Genomic DNA, 15018 nt, shown 5'->3' on the forward strand with positions numbered 1-15018 from the left:
CGGCCTCGCGCGCCGCCTGCGCCGCACGCATGCGCCCGATGAGTTCCTGGCGGGCGAGCTGCCAGCGGTACACCGCTGTCGACCGCTCCAGGAGGTCCGCCGCCTCGGGCACGCCGAGCTCGAGCCCGCACACCCGGCATCGCGTGGCGTACAGCCTGCTGAAGCACGCCGGGCACTTGGTGGTGTCGACGAGTTCGGCGGGGTCAGCGGGCCAGCGCGTCAGATCCGTCGCGGCGGTGCGCGGGGTGGGGTCCGTCATGGGCCACACTCTGCCACGCACGCCGGCGGCATCGGTGGAGATTCCACAGGCCCGTTCGAGGGGCAACCCCTCGGCGGACCGGGCGCCCGTCGTGGGCGGGGGAGCCGATACCGGGCCGGCACAACGTCGGCCCTGCGCGGTGCAGTAGACTTTCCCGGGTCCATCCGTGCTTGCCCATGCTTCGGCATGCCGTGCGGGTGAATCGACGAGTTGAGTCAGCGACTCGGGGCGTAGCTCAGCTTGGTAGAGCGCCCGCTTTGGGAGCGGGAGGTCGCAGGTTCGAATCCTGTCGCCCCGACGAGTCGCCCAGTGGCTCGACACGAACTTCCACACAACAGGAGATCTTCCACATGCCGACCACTTCGGTTGAGAAGCTGAGCCCCACGCGCGCCAAGCTCACCATCTCGGTGACGCCCGAGGAGCTGAAGCCCAGCATCGCCCACGCCTACGAGCACATCGCCGAGCAGATCAACGTGCCGGGCTTCCGCAAGGGCAAGGTGCCGCCGCCCATCATCGACCAGCGGGTCGGCAAGGCCGCCGTGCTCGAGCACGCGGTCAACGAGGGCCTCGACACCTTCTACCGCGCCGCGGTCACCGAGCACGAGCTGCGCCCCCTCGGTCGCCCCGAGGCCGACATCGTGGAGTGGCCCAGCGAGAAGGACTTCTCGGGCGACCTGCTGCTCGCCATTGAGGTCGACGTGCGTCCCGAGATCGAGCTGCCCGCCTACGACGGCCTCGAGCTGACGGTCGACTCGGTCGAGATCGGCGACGACGAGGTCACCGAGGAGCTCGACCGGCTCCGCAGCCGCTTCGGCACGCTGATCACCGTCGACCGCCCCGCGAAGCCCGGCGACTTCGTCACGCTCGACCTGGTCGCCACGATCGGTGACGCCGAGGTCGACACCGCGAGCGGCATCTCGTACGAGCTCGGCTCGGGCGAGCTGCTCGAGGGCATCGACGAGGCGCTCGACTCGCTGACCGCCGACGAGACCACCACCTTCGAGTCGAAGCTCCTGGGCGGCGAGCACGAGGGTGAGACCGCTGAGATCACGGTCACCGTCACCGCCGTCAAGGAGCGCGAGCTCCCCGAGGCCGACGACGACTTCGCGCAGATCGCGAGCGAGTTCGACACGCTCGACGAACTCACCGCCAGCCTCAAGGAGCAGGTGGCCCGCAACAAGTCGTTCGGCCAGGGCACGCAGGCCCGCGACCTCCTCGTCGAGAAGCTGCTCGAACTGGCCGACGTGCCCGTCGCCGACGGCGTCATCGAGGACGAGGTGCACCGTCACCTCGAGTCCGAGGGTCGCCTCGAGGACGACGAGCACCGCGCAGAGGTCACCGAGTCCAGCACGAAGGCCTTCAAGACCCAGATCGTCCTCGACGCGATCGCCGAGGCCGAGAAGGTCCAGGTCAGCCAGGACGAGCTCACCCAGTACCTCGTCCAGGGCGCCGCCCAGTACGGCATGGACCCGAACGAGTTCGTCCAGGTCCTGAGCCAGAACGGCCAGATCCCCGCCATGGTCGGCGAGGTCGCGCGCAACAAGGCGCTCGCGATCGCGCTCGGCAAGGCGAAGGTCACGGATGCCGCCGGCAACCCGGTCGACCTCTCCGAGTTCACGGCCGTGGCCGACGCCGAGGACGAGGGCGCGGATGCGGCTGCCGACGCCGAGGCCGCCGACGCGCCCGCCGAGGAGAAGAAGCCGGCGCGCAAGCGTGCGGCGAAGAAGGCCGACGCCGACGAGAGCGCGGATGCCGCGGCCGACGCCGAGGCGCCTGCCGAGGAGAAGAAGCCCGCCCGCAAGCGCGCTGCCAAGAAGGCCGACGCCGAGTAGGCGACGGAGCATCGCACGCGGGGCCGGACGGATTCGTCCGGCCCCGCGTCGTTCCCCGTGGAGGACCGATGAACGACTGGCAGGACCGCGTCGATGCGGTGTGGGCGGCCGCCGAGGCGATCGGCGACGATGAGGTGATCCGGCGGATCGACGGGCTCGCCGCCGAGCGTCCAGACGGTGATCCCGTCGCCTGCTTCGAGCGAGCCGGTGCCCGGGATGCCGCCGGGCGGGAGGCGGAGGCCGAGCTCCTCTACCGCGAGGCGCTCGCGCTCGGGCTCGCCGGGTCCGAGCGCGTGCAGGCGTGCATCCAGCTCGCCTCGACGATCCGCAACCTCGGTCGCCCCCGCGAGGCGATCGAGCTGCTCGACCTCATCGAGCCCGACGCGGGCGAGCTCGGCGACGCCGTCGTCGCGTTCCGCGCGCTCGCCCTGGTCGACGCCGGCGACGCCCGCCGCGCGGCATCCGAGGCGCTCACGGCGCTGGCGCCGCACCTCGTGCGATACCGCGTGTCGCTCTCGGCATACGCCGCGGAGCTCGCGGCATCCGCCTAGGGCGAACAGCCCCGTTCCCGTGTGTTGCACCGGATAGATTCGATGCAACGCGACAACGGAAACGGAGCGACACATGGCCGAACCGACACTGGGACCCAGTGTTTTCGATCGACTGCTGAAGGACCGCATCATCTGGCTGGGTTCCGAGGTGCGCGACGACAACGCCAACGAGATCGCGGCGAAGCTGCTGCTCCTCGCCGCCGAGGACCCGAAGCGGGACATCTTCCTCTACGTCAACTCGCCGGGCGGTTCGATCACCGCCGGCATGGCGATCTACGACACCATGCAGTTCGTGCCGAACGACATCGTCACCGTCGGCATCGGCATGGCGGCGTCGATGGGGCAGCTGCTCCTCACGGCCGGCACGAAGGGCAAGCGGTACATCACGCCCAACGCGCGCGTGCTGCTGCACCAGCCGCACGGCGGCTTCGGCGGCACCGCGAGCGACATCCAGACGCAGGCGCAGCTCATCCTCGACATGAAGCGCCGACTCGCCGAGATCACCGCGGCGCAGACCGGCAAGTCCGTCGAGCAGATCAACGCCGACGGCGACCGCGACCGCTGGTTCAACGCGCAGGAGGCCCTCGAGTACGGCTTCGTCGACCACATCCGGGAGTCGGCGCTCGACGTGTCCGGCGGCGGCGGCACCGAGCAGGCGTAGCACCGAGAGAAGAGAGAACGAGCGAATGAACACCCCCACCTTCGGCGGAGTCGCGAACAACGGCCTGCAGATGCCGGGCTCGCGCTACATCCTGCCGAGCTTCGAGGAGCGCACGGCCTACGGCTACAAGCGCCAGGACCCGTACGCGAAGCTCTTCGAGGACCGCATCATCTTCCTCGGCGTGCAGGTCGACGACGCGTCGGCCGACGACATCATGGCCCAGCTCCTCGTGCTGGAGTCGATGGACCCCGACCGAGACATCATCCTCTACATCAACTCGCCCGGCGGCTCGTTCACGGCCATGACCGCGATCTACGACACGATGCAGTACATCCGTCCGCAGATCCAGACGGTCGTGCTCGGCCAGGCGGCGTCCGCGGCGGCGGTCATCGCGGCGGCGGGCACCCCCGGCAAGCGCCTCGCGCTGCCGAACGCGCGCGTGCTGATCCACCAGCCGGCGATGGGCGAGGCGGGCCACGGGCAGGCCTCCGACATCGAGATCCAGGCTGCAGAGATCATGCGCATGCGCGAGTGGCTCGAGGAGACGCTCTCGCGTCACTCGAACCGCAGCAAGGAGCAGGTCAACACCGACATCGACCGCGACAAGATCCTGTCGGCCGAGGAGTCCCTCGAGTACGGGCTCATCGACCAGGTGCTCACCTCGCGCAAGGCCCTGCCGGCGATCACCCGGTAGTCAGCGCATTCCGAACGCGGCGGACGGCCGGCTCTCGAAGCCGGTCGTCCGCCGCGTTTCGGTGCGACCGGATGCCGCGGGCCTGCTATCCACGCGAGAACGACGGGGTTCGCGCACCGCGAACCGCCGTCCATCCCCAATCCGGGCGCGCCATGCCGCGCGGCCTCGATCTCGGGCTAGGCTCGGAACAGACTCGTCGACAGGGAGGGTTCGATGGCACGCATCGGAGAGAGCGCCGACCTGCTGAAGTGCTCCTTCTGCGGAAAGAGCCAGAAGCAGGTCCAGCAGCTCATCGCAGGGCCGGGCGTCTACATCTGCGACGAGTGCGTCGAGCTCTGCAACGAGATCATCGAGGAACGCTTGGCCGAAGCCGGCGAGACCGAGGCGGGCGAGTTCGAACTGCCGAAGCCGAAGGAGATCTTCGGATTCCTCGAGGAGTACGTCATCGGCCAGGAGGCGGCCAAGCGCGCCCTCGCCGTCGCCGTCTACAACCACTACAAGCGCGTGCGCGCCCGCACGACGCTCACGACCGCCGACCGCGCCCACGACGACGTGGAGATCGCCAAGTCGAACATCCTCCTCATCGGCCCCACCGGCTGCGGCAAGACCTATCTCGCGCAGACGCTGGCGAAGCAGCTCAACGTGCCGTTCGCCGTGGCGGATGCGACGGCGCTGACCGAGGCGGGGTACGTCGGTGAAGACGTCGAGAACATCCTCCTCAAGCTCATCCAGGCCGCCGACTACGACGTGAAGCGCGCCGAGACCGGCATCATCTACATCGACGAGGTCGACAAGATCGCCCGCAAGGCCGAGAACCCGTCGATCACGCGCGACGTCTCGGGCGAGGGAGTGCAGCAGGCCCTGCTGAAGATCCTCGAGGGCACGGTCGCCTCGGTGCCCCCCCAGGGCGGTCGGAAGCATCCGCACCAGGAGTTCATCCAGATCGACACGACGAACGTGCTCTTCATCGTGGCCGGTGCATTCGCCGGGCTGGAGGAGATCATCTCGTCCCGGGCCGGCAAGCGCGGCATCGGCTTCGGCGCACCGCTGCACAACAAGCAGGCCGAAGCCGAGCTGTTCAGCGAGGTGCTCCCTGAGGACCTCCACAAGTTCGGCCTGATCCCCGAGTTCATCGGCCGTCTGCCCGTGGTCGCGACGGTCACTCCGCTCGACCGAGACGCCCTCATGGAGATCCTCACCGTGCCGAAGAACGCGCTGGTGCGGCAGTACCAGCGCATGTTCGAGCTGGACGGCGTGGAGCTCGACTTCGAGGAGCCGGCGCTGCAGGCGATCGCCGACCTCGCCGTGCTGCGTCAGACGGGTGCGCGGGGGCTCCGGGCCATCATGGAAGAGGTGCTCGGGCCGATCATGTTCGAGGTGCCGTCCTCGACCGGCGTCGCCCGCGTGGTCGTCACGAAGGCGGCGGTGCTCGACAACGCCGCGCCGACCATCGTGCCGCACAAGCCGCGGCGCGCCGAGAAGTCGGCCTGACCGCCCCGAGCTCGATCTCGGGGGCGTGATCACCGGGGCCTGATCACCAGGGCCGGACTCCCGGGGCCCGATCAGTCGTACACACGCACGAGGTGCCAGTGCGCCCCGTCGTGTTCGACGTCGAAGACGTGCGTCTCGCCGTCGTCGCTGCTCGCCTGGAACCGCCAGCCCGAGATGGAGAGCGGCACCCGTCCGGGCGTGACGTCGTGCCCCGAGAATGGGCCCCACCAGTCGCACGGGCCCACCAGCGCCGTCGGCATGTCGGTGACGCGGAACCGGCGTGAGCGCCAGACGAGCCGCTGCGGCTCACCGACCCCATTCGTCCACACCTCGACGAACTCCTGCACCCGGGTCATGCACGCCTCCGTTGTATTCGAACGTGTGTTCGAATGGTAGCAGCATGCGGGCGCAGCGGAAACGTCCTTCGCGGCATCCGAGTGGCGGTGCGTACACCCGGGCACACCGAGGCGGAGCGGAAGCCGGGGAACGGTGGCGAGCGAGTGCCGGGTCAGGCCAGGTCGTCGTCGGTGCGCGCGCCGAAGACGATCTCGTCCCAGCTCGGCATGGAGGCGCGGCCCTTCTTGGGGCGCCCTGTGGCGCCTCCTGGTGCGGACGTGGGAGCCGCGTTGGGAGCGCCCGACCCCGAGGACGCCTTGCCGCCCCAGAGGGCGCGTGCACCGCTGCCCGGCTTCTCCTCCGACGGCTTCGCGTTCTCGGCGGAGGTCGAGGTGTCCGCGGCGACGGGTGCCGGAGCGAGGGGGAGCGGAGGCTGCGACGGTTCGGTCTCGGCGACGGCCGCCTCCCGCTCGCCGCGACGACGGCGGAGCGCCTCGAGCAGGTCGGCGGTCTCTCCCATCGAGGGGGTCGGCTCGTCGGCGCGCTTGATGGCCGCGCGCGACGCGGCGGGGCTGGACGTCGCCGGCGTGGTGCGTGAATAGGGGAGCGGCTCGAGGTGGGGCGCCGTGTCGTAGTCGCCCTGCTCGGGCTCGTCGAACGCGAAGGCGCCGCTGTCGAAGCGCGACTCGTCGGATTCGGGCGAGACGGCGCGCAGCCGTGGGATGAGGCCGCCCTTGAGCTCGCCCTGCTGCGAGAGCGTGGTCGCCTCGGAGTTCATCGGGTGCAGCGACTGCTTGCGCGGCTCGAAGCCCCATCGGGCGTCGTGGTCGATGGTGTCGGCCGTGAACTCGAGCTTGACGATCCAGCCGCGCTCCTCGTCCTTCCAGCTCGCCCAGCGCTCACCATGTGCGCCCAGCTTCGCCAGCCGATCACGGATGACGCTGCCGAACGTCGCGGGCTCGTCGGCCGGGTCGACCTCGGCGGTGACGTGCACGGGAACGGCGAGCGCGGACGTGACCACGTGCTCGCGCTCCGCGAGCACCGGGCCCTCGAACCGGCGGACGTAGTCGACGGACGCGCCGGTGACCTGCGCCACGTCCTCGGCCGACAGGCCCGAGCGGATCAGCGCCTGCACCTCCCGGGGCGACGGTTTCGGACCGGTGTGCGTCTCGGGTTGCGCCTGGCGGATGCGGGACTGCAGCACCTCGTCGATCTCGATCCGGAAGCGTGCGCCATCGTCGGATGCGGCCAGCAGTGCGCCGTTCTCGACTCCGATTACCTTCAGTTCCTGCATCGCGACAAGCCTTTCGTGCCTTCGTCTCCGCCCAAGGATGCCACGTCGGAACGGGCGCAGTCGGGAATAGCCCGGGCGCGCCGGAAGTTGAGCAGGTAGCCGGGTCGACGAACGACCTGGTACATCGGCCGCAAGCCCCTCGAAGTGGTTTGCTTACGCAACCGATTTGATGCAGACTATGGCCGCCGAATCTTCGGCGATGAGGAAATGGACGGGAATGGCAACGGATTACGACGCACCGCGGAAGACCGAAGACGACTCAGAGTCGATCGAGGCCCTCAAGGAGCGCGTCCCCGACAAGATGTCGGGAGTGGTGGATGTCGATGACGCCGACAACCCCGGTGGTTTCGACCTGCCCGGTGCCGACCTCTCCGACGTCGAACTCGACGTCGTGGTGCTCCCACCGCAGGCCGACGAGTTCACGTGTGTGAACTGCTTCCTCGTGAAGCACCGCTCGCAGATCGACCACGAGACGAAGCTCGGACCGATCTGTCTGGAGTGCGCCTCCTAGAGGTCGCCCTCCGCAGGCTCAGGCCGTCGTGATCCGTTGATCACGGCGGCCAGTTCTTTCGGCCGGCGGCTGGAGACCAGCCAGTAGGGGGCCGGGTCGGCGGGATCGGTGATCGGTACACGCACCACGGGGTCCACCCAGCCGCGGATGACGAGATGGGCCCGGGCGTCGAGCCCGGTGCCCCGTTCCCGCCGCGCGTCGGCGCCCGACGCGGCCACGGCCTCGCCCGTCTGGTCGAGGGAGATGGTCGCACGGCCGGCATGCAGCGTCCGGTCGCGCACCTCGATGACGGGTGCGGTGAGGCTCAGCGCGCCCGCGGTCGCGAGGTAGAGGATGAGCCCGGTCGCGATGCCGGCCGGCATCGACACCGGGGCGAGCACGAGGATGCTCGCCGGGATGAGCAGCAGGGTCGCGATGTAGATCCAGGGGGTCGGCCACAGTCTCTCGCGGTAGTCGGGCATGGATCTATCAGATCAGACTTCTGCACTACCCTCGAACAGTGACCGATTCCGTCGATGTGCTGATCACGGCCGACCGCCCTCCGGCGTACGCCCACCCGGGCGATGCCGGCGCCGACCTCCATGCCGCCGAGTCCGTCGTGCTCGCCCCGGGCGAGCGCGCCACGGTGGGCACCGGGGTCGCGATCGCGCTGCCCGACGGCTATGTCGCGTTCGTCGTGCCGCGCTCGGGCCTCGCCTTCAAGCACGGCATCACGATCGTGAACGCGCCCGGCACCGTCGACGCCGGCTACCGCGGCGAGATCAAGGTCGCGTTGTTGAACACCGACGCGAGCGAGCCGTACGCGATCGAGGTCGGCGACCGGATCGCCCAGCTCGTCGTGATGCCGGTGAGCCGCGCGAGGTTCGTCGAAGTCGAGCGGCTCCCCGGGAGCCAGCGCGGCGAGGGGGGATTCGGCTCCACGGGATTCCGGGAGCACAAGTCAGGAGTGAACGCGTGAGCGACATCGAGAACATCGACGACATCCCCGTCGACCACCCCAAGTCCGCGCCCGACGACCGGGCCACGGCCGGACCGTTCGACGAGGCCGAGGCCAATCCCGTGCGTCCGTACGTCGACCTCGGCGGTGTCAAGGTGCTGCCCCGCGAGGGCCTCCACCTCCGCCTCGAGGTCGAGGAGGGCACCAAGCGCGTCGTCGCCATCGGCCTCGACTACGCGAACTCGACGCTGCAGGTGCAGCCGTTCGCGGCCCCGCGCAACAGCGGGCTGTGGCATGAGATCCGCGCCCAGATCGCCGACCAGATCGCGCGCCAGGGCGGCACGACGACGGTCCGCGATGGCGCGTTCGGTCCCGAGCTGCTCGCGCAGATCCCCGTCGCGGCCGTCGAGGGCCAGGCCGGGCACATGCGGCTCGCCCGCTTCATCGGCGTCGACGGGCCGCGCTGGTTCCTCCGCGGCGTGATCGCGGGCGAGGCCGCGGTCGATCCGGCCGCCGCCGCCCAGGTTGAAGACCTGTTCCGCTCCATCGTCGTCGTGCGCGGAGCCACGCCCATGCCGCCGCGCGACCTCATCCCGCTCCGCATGCCCGCCTCTTCTTCCGGCGCGCCCACCGTCTGACGATGCCCGACACCGAATCCGGATCCGAGCCCGAGCCCCGTCGCGACGAGCAGCCCGATGCCGCGGCATCCGACGCACCCGCCGCCGGCGAGTTCGCCCGGCAGTTCGCCGCAGCCGCGCAGAAGAGCGGACTCGGGGCGATCGCCCGCGACGAGCGCCTGAGCCCCCGAGACGTGCTCGGCGCCGTGGGCGGCGTGCGCGGCATCCTCGAGGCGCTGCTGCCCGGCCTCGTCTTCTTGGTCGTGTACACGACGCTCACGAGCTTCTCCGGGTGGGACGCGCAGGCGGCGCTGGTACCGTCGCTCGCGGCATCCGTCGGCCTCGCGGTCGTGTTCACCGTCGCGCGCATCGTGACGAAGAGCCAGCCGACGCAGGCCATCGCCGGACTGGTCGGCGTGCTCGCCTCGGCCGCGCTGGCGTTGTGGACCGGCAACGCCCGCGACAACTATGTGCTCGGTTTCTTCACGAATGCCGCCTACGCGGTGGGCCTGCTGATCTCCCTGCTCGTGCGATGGCCGGCGCTCGGCCTCATCGTCGGCTTCCTCATGGGCGACGGGCTCGCCTGGCGCCAGGATCCGCGCAAGTACCGGGCGGCGCAGTTCCTCACCCTGGTGTGGATCGGGCTGTTCGTCGCACGCCTGGTCGTGCAGGTGCCGCTCTACCTCGTCGACAACGTGGAGGCGCTCGGCGCCACGCGCCTCTTGATGGGCGTGCCCCTCTACGCACTCGTCGTGGTGTTCTCCTGGCTCGTCGTGCGTGCGGTGTATCCGTCGTCGGCGCGCTCGGACGAGTGATAGAGTTATCTCGACGTCAAGATAAATCCGTCGCCACCATGGCGGCGGGCCGTGGGACGCTTAGGTGAGCCTTGCTGGAACAGCTCCCGGTCTGACGGAGAAGATGGAGCGTCGCGCGCATGTTCGCGCGGCATCCGCGAAGGAGAGGACATCGTGTCTGCAGTGAACAGTTTCGGGGCGAAGGACACGCTCCACGTCGGTGACAAGTCCTACGAGATCTTCCGGCTCGACACCGTGCCCGGCCACGAGAAGCTGCCGTTCAGCCTCAAGGTGCTCCTCGAGAACCTCCTCCGCACCGAGGACGGCAAGAACGTCACCAAGGAGCAGATCGAGGCGCTCGGTTCGTGGGTGCCCACCGCCGAGCCCGACACCGAGATCCAGTTCACGCCGGCGCGCGTCGTCATGCAGGACTTCACGGGCGTCCCGTGCATCGTCGACCTCGCCACCATGCGCGAGGCCGTGGTCGCCCTCGGCGGCGACCCCAATCGCATCAACCCGCTCTCGCCGGCCGAGATGGTCATCGACCACTCCGTCATCGCCGACCTCTTCGGCACCGAGAACGCGCTCGAGCGCAACGTCGAGATCGAGTACGAGCGCAACGGCGAGCGCTACCAGTTCCTCCGCTGGGGCCAGACCGCGTTCGACGACTTCAAGGTCGTTCCGCCCGGCACCGGCATCGTGCACCAGGTGAACATCGAGCACCTCGCCAAGGTCATCTACGACCGCGAGGTGAACGGCGTGACCCGCGCCTACCCCGACACCTGCGTCGGCACCGATTCGCACACCACCATGGTCAACGGCCTGGGCGTGCTGGGCTGGGGCGTCGGCGGCATCGAGGCCGAGGCGGCCATGCTCGGCCAGCCCGTGTCGATGCTCATCCCCAAGGTCGTCGGCTTCAAGCTCTCCGGTGCCATCCCCACCGGCGTCACCGCCACCGACGTGGTCCTCACCATCACCGACATGCTGCGCAAGCACGGCGTGGTGGGCAAGTTCGTCGAGTTCTACGGCTCGGGCGTGGCCTCCGTGCCGCTCGCGAACCGCGCCACCATCGGCAACATGAGCCCTGAGTTCGGTTCGACGGCCGCGATGTTCCCCATCGACGACGTCACCATCGACTACCTCCGCCTCACCGGGCGCAGCGAGGAGCAGCTCGCGCTGGTCGAGCAGTACGCCAAGGTGCAGAAGCTCTGGCACGACGCCGCGAGCGAGCCCGTCTTCTCCGAGTACCTCGAGCTCGACCTCTCGACCGTGGTGCCCTCGATCGCCGGCCCGAAGCGCCCGCAGGACCGCATCGTGCTCTCCAACGCCAAGGCGCAGTTCGAGGCCGACCTGACGAACTACGCCGAGATCGACCACGACCTCGTCGACCTCGAGGGATCGGAGTCCTTCCCGGCATCCGACCCGCCCGGCAACTCGCCCGAGGACGAGTACAGCCAGCACGAGCACCACCACCACAGCCACGCGCCGGCGACGGCGTCGAAGCCGACGAACGTGTCCCTGCCCGACGGCCAGCGGTTCACGCTCGACCACGGCGCCGTGACGATCGCCGCGATCACCTCGTGCACGAACACGTCGAACCCGTCCGTCATGCTCGCAGCCGGCCTGCTGGCCCGCAACGCGGTGAAGAAGGGACTGAAGGCCAAGCCGTGGGTCAAGACCACGCTCGCCCCGGGTTCCAAGGTCGTCACCGACTACTACGAGAAGGCCGGCCTCACCCAGGACCTCGAGGACCTGGGCTTCTACACCGTGGGATACGGCTGCACCACCTGCATCGGCAACTCCGGGCCGCTCATCGAAGAGGTCTCGGCCGCCATCAACGAGAACGACCTCGCCGTCACCGCGGTGCTCTCGGGCAATCGCAACTTCGAGGGACGCATCAACCCCGACGTGAAGATGAACTACCTCGCGAGCCCGCCGCTCGTGATCGCGTACTCGCTCGCCGGTTCGATGAACTTCGACTTCGAGATCGACCCGCTCGGCACCGACCAGGACGGGAACGACGTCTTCCTGAAGGACATCTGGCCCGATGCCGCGGAGGTGCAGTCCACGATCGACTCGTCGATCAACAAGGAGATGTTCACGCACCAGTACGCGAGCGTGTTCGAGGGCGACGAGCGCTGGCGGAACCTGCCGACGCCGACCGGCGCGACCTTCGAGTGGGATGCCGAGTCGACCTACGTGCGGAAGCCCCCGTACTTCGACGGCATGACCATGGAGACCACCCCGGTCACCGACATCGTCGGCGCCCGGGTGCTCGCCAAGCTCGGCGACTCGGTCACGACCGACCACATCAGCCCTGCCGGGAACATCAAGGCGGACAGCCCGGCCGGCCGGTACCTCGACGAGCACGGCGTCGACCGCAAGGACTTCAACTCCTACGGTTCCCGCCGCGGCAACCACGAGGTCATGATCCGCGGCACGTTCGCGAACATCCGCCTGCGGAACCAGCTCCTCGACGGCGTCGAAGGCGGCTACACGCGCGACTTCACGCAGGCCGACGCGCCGCAGTCCTTCATCTACGACGCCAGCCAGAACTACCAGGCGCAGGGCACCCCGCTCGTCATCTTCGGCGGCAAGGAGTACGGCTCGGGCTCGTCTCGCGACTGGGCGGCGAAGGGCACCAGCCTCCTCGGCGTGAAGGCGGTCATCACCGAGAGCTTCGAGCGGATCCACCGCTCCAACCTCATCGGCATGGGCGTCGTCCCGCTGCAGTTCCCTGCGGGCGAGTCGGCCGACTCGCTCGGCCTCGACGGCACCGAGGTCGTCTCGATCTCCGGGCTCGAGCAGCTCAACGAGGGGGTCACCCCGAAGACGGTGCACGTCACCGCGACGCCGAGCGAGCACTCGCCCGCCGGCAAGCAGGCCGTGGAGTTCGACGCGGTGGTGCGCATCGACACGCCCGGTGAAGCGGACTACTACCGCAACGGCGGCATCCTGCAGTACGTGCTGCGCTCGCTCGTCTGACGCGCCCGCGCAGCATCGGGGCGGCCGGCGATTCGCCGGCCGCCCCGAACTCTTCCCGGCCACCCAGTCGGCCCGGCGTAGACTCGATTCGATCCGCGGCCGCTGCGGCCCCACTGACCCGGAGGCATGACCCATGACCCTGCTCGAGCACATCTCGGGACCGCGCGACCTCGACGCGCTGAGTCACGAGCAGCTCGACCAGCTGGCCGCCGAGATCCGGGCCTACCTCGTGGCATCCGTGTCGAAGACGGGCGGGCACCTCGGCCCGAACCTCGGCGTCGTGGAGACGACCCTCGCGATCCACCGCGTCTTCGAGTCGCCCCGCGACGCCATCGTGTTCGACACCGGGCACCAGTCGTACGTCCACAAGCTGCTCACCGGTCGCAAGGACCTCTCGACGCTGCGGCAGACCGGCGGGCTCGCCGGCTATCCGCAGCGATCGGAGTCCGAGCACGACATCGTCGAGAGCTCCCACGCGTCGAGCTCCCTCTCGTGGGCCGACGGCATCTCCAAGGCGTTCGAGATGACCGGGCAGGGCGACCGCCACGTCGTCGCGGTCGTCGGCGACGGCGCGCTCACGGGCGGCATGACGTGGGAGGCGCTGAACAACATCTCCGACGACAACACGCGCAAGCTCATCGTCGTCGTCAACGACAACGGGCGGTCCTACGCCCCGACGATCGGCGGCATGGCGCGCTTCCTCAACACGGTCCGCACGAAGCAGTCGTATCGGTCGCTGCACCAGTCCAGCCGGAAGGCGTTCGACCGGCTGGGCTCGCCCGGGCGGGCGTTCTACCGCGGAGTCCGTGGCGGCCTGCACGGGTTCCTCAGCCGGTTCAGCGGGAATGAGGCCCTCTACTCCAACCTGGACATCAAGTACATCGGCCCGATCGACGGGCACGACGAGCGCGCCATGGAGGAGGCGCTCCACCAGGCCAAGGCCTATGGCGCGCCGGTGATCGTGCACACGATCACCGACAAGGGACGCGGGTACGAGCCGGCACGCCGCGACGTCGCCGACCAGTTCCACGCCGTGGGGCAGATCGATCCCGAGACGGGCGAGTCGCTCGAGTCGGCCTCCTCGCCGTCGTGGACGAACGTCTTCGCCGACGAGCTCGTCCGGCTCGCCGAGCGCAACGAACGCCTCGTCGGCATCACGGCCGCCATGCTCCGCCCGACCGGACTGCACCGCATGGCGGAGCGGTTCCCGAACCGGGTCTTCGACGTCGGGATCGCCGAGCAGCATGCCGCGACGTCGGCCGCCGGGCTCGCGTTCGGCGGGCTGCACCCGGTGGTCGCGGTGTACGCCACCTTCATCAACCGCGCGTTCGACCAGGTGCTGATGGATGTCGCGCTGCACAAGGCCGGCGTCACCTTCGTGCTCGACCGGGCGGGGGTCACCGGGCCCGACGGACCCAGCCACCACGGTGTCTGGGACCTCTCGATCCTGCAGGTGGTACCCGGCATCCGCATCGCCGCGCCGCGCGACTCCGTGCGCCTGGCCGAGGAGCTCGGTGAGGCCGTCGCGGTCGACGATGCGCCCACGGTCCTGCGATTCCCGAAGGGCACCGTCGGCGTGGACTACGACGCGATCCGGCGCACCGAGGACGGCGTCGACGTGCTCGCCGAATCCGGGCGTCGCGACGTCCTGCTGGTCACCGTCGGCCCCATGGCGGGCATCGGCCTCGAGGTCGCCCAGCGGCTCGAGGCGCAGGGCATCGGCGCGACCGTGGTTGATCCGCGCTGGGTGGTGCCCGTACCCGCCAGCGTGATCGAGCTCGCGCGCGACCACCGCATCGTGGTGAGCCTCGAGGACGGCATCCGCGTGGGCGGCATCGGCACCCGGATCCGCCAGGACCTGCGTGAGGCCGGCGTCGACACGGCGGTCACCGAGATCGGCCTGCCCGACGAGTTCCTCGAGCACGGGTCGCGGGGCGACATCCTCGAACGCGTCGGCCTGACGCCGCAGCACATCGCTCGCGACGTGACCGCGATGGTGCTGGGCTCGAAGCTGCCCCACGCCCGCGGCGCCGGCCTCGAGGCCGTGTCGAGCGAC

Annotated in this window: 15 protein-coding genes and 1 tRNA gene; 12 read left to right on the forward strand and 4 right to left on the reverse strand. The window is 69.5% G+C overall.

Annotation, left to right across the window (positions count from 1 at the left end; genetic code table 11):
* Positions 1–259: hypothetical protein (locus GH736_RS07210; protein WP_159601641.1), on the reverse strand; the 259-nt coding region annotated here is incomplete at its 3' end.
* Positions 260–483: 224 nt separating this feature from the next.
* On the opposite strand from GH736_RS07210, the gene GH736_RS07215 reads away from it, so the two are divergent.
* The 6 genes from GH736_RS07215 to clpX all read left to right on the forward strand — a co-directional run bounded on the left by GH736_RS07215 (position 484) and on the right by clpX (position 5488).
* Positions 484–557 (forward strand) — tRNA-Pro (locus GH736_RS07215).
* Between the two features lie 52 nt (positions 558–609).
* Entirely contained in the window at positions 610–2091 is a 1482-nt protein-coding gene (gene tig / locus GH736_RS07220; protein WP_159601643.1) for a trigger factor, read from the forward strand.
* Between the two features lie 68 nt (positions 2092–2159).
* Positions 2160–2642 (forward strand): tetratricopeptide repeat protein, encoded by a 483-nt coding sequence (locus tag GH736_RS07225; RefSeq protein WP_159601645.1) that lies wholly within the window; start codon positions 2160–2162, stop codon positions 2640–2642.
* A 73-nt stretch (positions 2643–2715) separates the two neighbouring features.
* Positions 2716–3303, forward strand: coding sequence for an ATP-dependent Clp protease proteolytic subunit (locus GH736_RS07230; protein ID WP_159601647.1), 588 nt, complete (start codon positions 2716–2718; stop codon positions 3301–3303).
* Positions 3304–3328: 25 nt separating this feature from the next.
* Complete coding sequence (locus tag GH736_RS07235) at positions 3329–3997, forward strand: ATP-dependent Clp protease proteolytic subunit (protein WP_159601649.1); 669 nt, start codon at positions 3329–3331, stop codon at positions 3995–3997.
* Between the two features lie 213 nt (positions 3998–4210).
* On the forward strand, positions 4211–5488 hold the full coding sequence (gene clpX, locus GH736_RS07240) for an ATP-dependent Clp protease ATP-binding subunit ClpX (protein WP_159601651.1): 1278 nt from the start codon (positions 4211–4213) through the stop codon (positions 5486–5488).
* 71 nt (positions 5489–5559) lie between these two features.
* On the opposite strand, the gene GH736_RS07245 is transcribed toward clpX, so the two are convergent.
* Together GH736_RS07245 and sepH are read right to left on the reverse strand one after the other, a co-directional pair.
* Positions 5560–5844 (reverse strand): hypothetical protein, encoded by a 285-nt coding sequence (locus tag GH736_RS07245; protein ID WP_159601653.1) that lies wholly within the window; start codon positions 5842–5844, stop codon positions 5560–5562.
* Between the two features lie 152 nt (positions 5845–5996).
* Complete coding sequence (gene sepH / locus GH736_RS07250; protein ID WP_159601672.1) at positions 5997–7118, reverse strand: septation protein SepH; 1122 nt, start codon at positions 7116–7118, stop codon at positions 5997–5999.
* Positions 7119–7335: 217 nt separating this feature from the next.
* Between sepH and GH736_RS07255 the strand changes: the two genes are divergently transcribed.
* The gene (locus GH736_RS07255) at positions 7336–7629 is read left to right on the forward strand and encodes a DUF4193 domain-containing protein (protein ID WP_056729312.1); all 294 of its coding nucleotides are present in this window, start codon (positions 7336–7338) and stop codon (positions 7627–7629) included.
* Here the strand turns inward: GH736_RS07255 and GH736_RS07260 are convergent.
* A complete protein-coding gene (locus GH736_RS07260; RefSeq protein WP_159601674.1) occupies positions 7626–8090 on the reverse strand; it encodes a DUF3093 domain-containing protein in 465 nt (154 codons plus the stop codon). The genes GH736_RS07255 and GH736_RS07260 overlap by 4 nt on opposite strands.
* A gap of 38 nt (positions 8091–8128) precedes the next feature.
* Here GH736_RS07260 and dut point away from each other — a divergent pair, with 38 nt between their 5' ends.
* From dut to dxs, 5 genes are all read left to right on the forward strand, one after another.
* Positions 8129–8587 carry a dUTP diphosphatase gene (gene dut, locus GH736_RS07265; protein WP_159601676.1) on the forward strand — a complete coding sequence of 153 codons (459 nt, stop codon included), beginning with the start codon at positions 8129–8131 and terminating at the stop codon, positions 8585–8587.
* A complete protein-coding gene (locus GH736_RS07270; RefSeq protein WP_159601678.1) occupies positions 8584–9204 on the forward strand; it encodes a DUF3710 domain-containing protein in 621 nt (206 codons plus the stop codon). Before dut ends, GH736_RS07270 begins: the two co-directional genes overlap by 4 nt.
* Before the next feature lie 2 nt (positions 9205–9206).
* The gene (locus tag GH736_RS07275) at positions 9207–9998 is read left to right on the forward strand and encodes a DUF3159 domain-containing protein (protein ID WP_159601680.1); all 792 of its coding nucleotides are present in this window, start codon (positions 9207–9209) and stop codon (positions 9996–9998) included.
* A 150-nt stretch (positions 9999–10148) separates the two neighbouring features.
* The gene (gene acnA, locus GH736_RS07280) at positions 10149–12962 is read left to right on the forward strand and encodes an aconitate hydratase AcnA (RefSeq protein ID WP_203230669.1); all 2814 of its coding nucleotides are present in this window, start codon (positions 10149–10151) and stop codon (positions 12960–12962) included.
* Between the two features lie 133 nt (positions 12963–13095).
* Positions 13096–15018: 1-deoxy-D-xylulose-5-phosphate synthase (gene dxs / locus GH736_RS07285; protein ID WP_159601684.1), on the forward strand; the 1923-nt coding region annotated here is incomplete at its 3' end.

Source organism: Agromyces humi, from assembly GCF_009720255.1.
GTDB lineage: Bacteria > Actinomycetota > Actinomycetes > Actinomycetales > Microbacteriaceae > Agromyces > Agromyces humi.

Bases quoted from the DNA above. Each gene is read 5' to 3' on its own strand.
- GH736_RS07255 (WP_056729312.1), top strand. From the start codon at position 7,336: ATGGCAACGGATTACGACGCACCGCGGAAGACCGAAGACGACTCAGAG.
- GH736_RS07230 (WP_159601647.1), top strand. From the start codon at position 2,716: ATGGCCGAACCGACACTGGGACCCAGTGTTTTCGATCGACTGCTGAAG.
- tig (WP_159601643.1), top strand. From the start codon at position 610: ATGCCGACCACTTCGGTTGAGAAGCTGAGCCCCACGCGCGCCAAGCTC.
- GH736_RS07275 (WP_159601680.1), top strand. From the start codon at position 9,207: ATGCCCGACACCGAATCCGGATCCGAGCCCGAGCCCCGTCGCGACGAG.
- sepH (WP_159601672.1), bottom strand. From the start codon at position 7,118: ATGCAGGAACTGAAGGTAATCGGAGTCGAGAACGGCGCACTGCTGGCC.
- GH736_RS07225 (WP_159601645.1), top strand. From the start codon at position 2,160: ATGAACGACTGGCAGGACCGCGTCGATGCGGTGTGGGCGGCCGCCGAG.
- clpX (WP_159601651.1), top strand. From the start codon at position 4,211: ATGGCACGCATCGGAGAGAGCGCCGACCTGCTGAAGTGCTCCTTCTGC.
- GH736_RS07245 (WP_159601653.1), bottom strand. From the start codon at position 5,844: ATGACCCGGGTGCAGGAGTTCGTCGAGGTGTGGACGAATGGGGTCGGT.
- GH736_RS07235 (WP_159601649.1), top strand. From the start codon at position 3,329: ATGAACACCCCCACCTTCGGCGGAGTCGCGAACAACGGCCTGCAGATG.
- GH736_RS07260 (WP_159601674.1), bottom strand. From the start codon at position 8,090: ATGCCCGACTACCGCGAGAGACTGTGGCCGACCCCCTGGATCTACATC.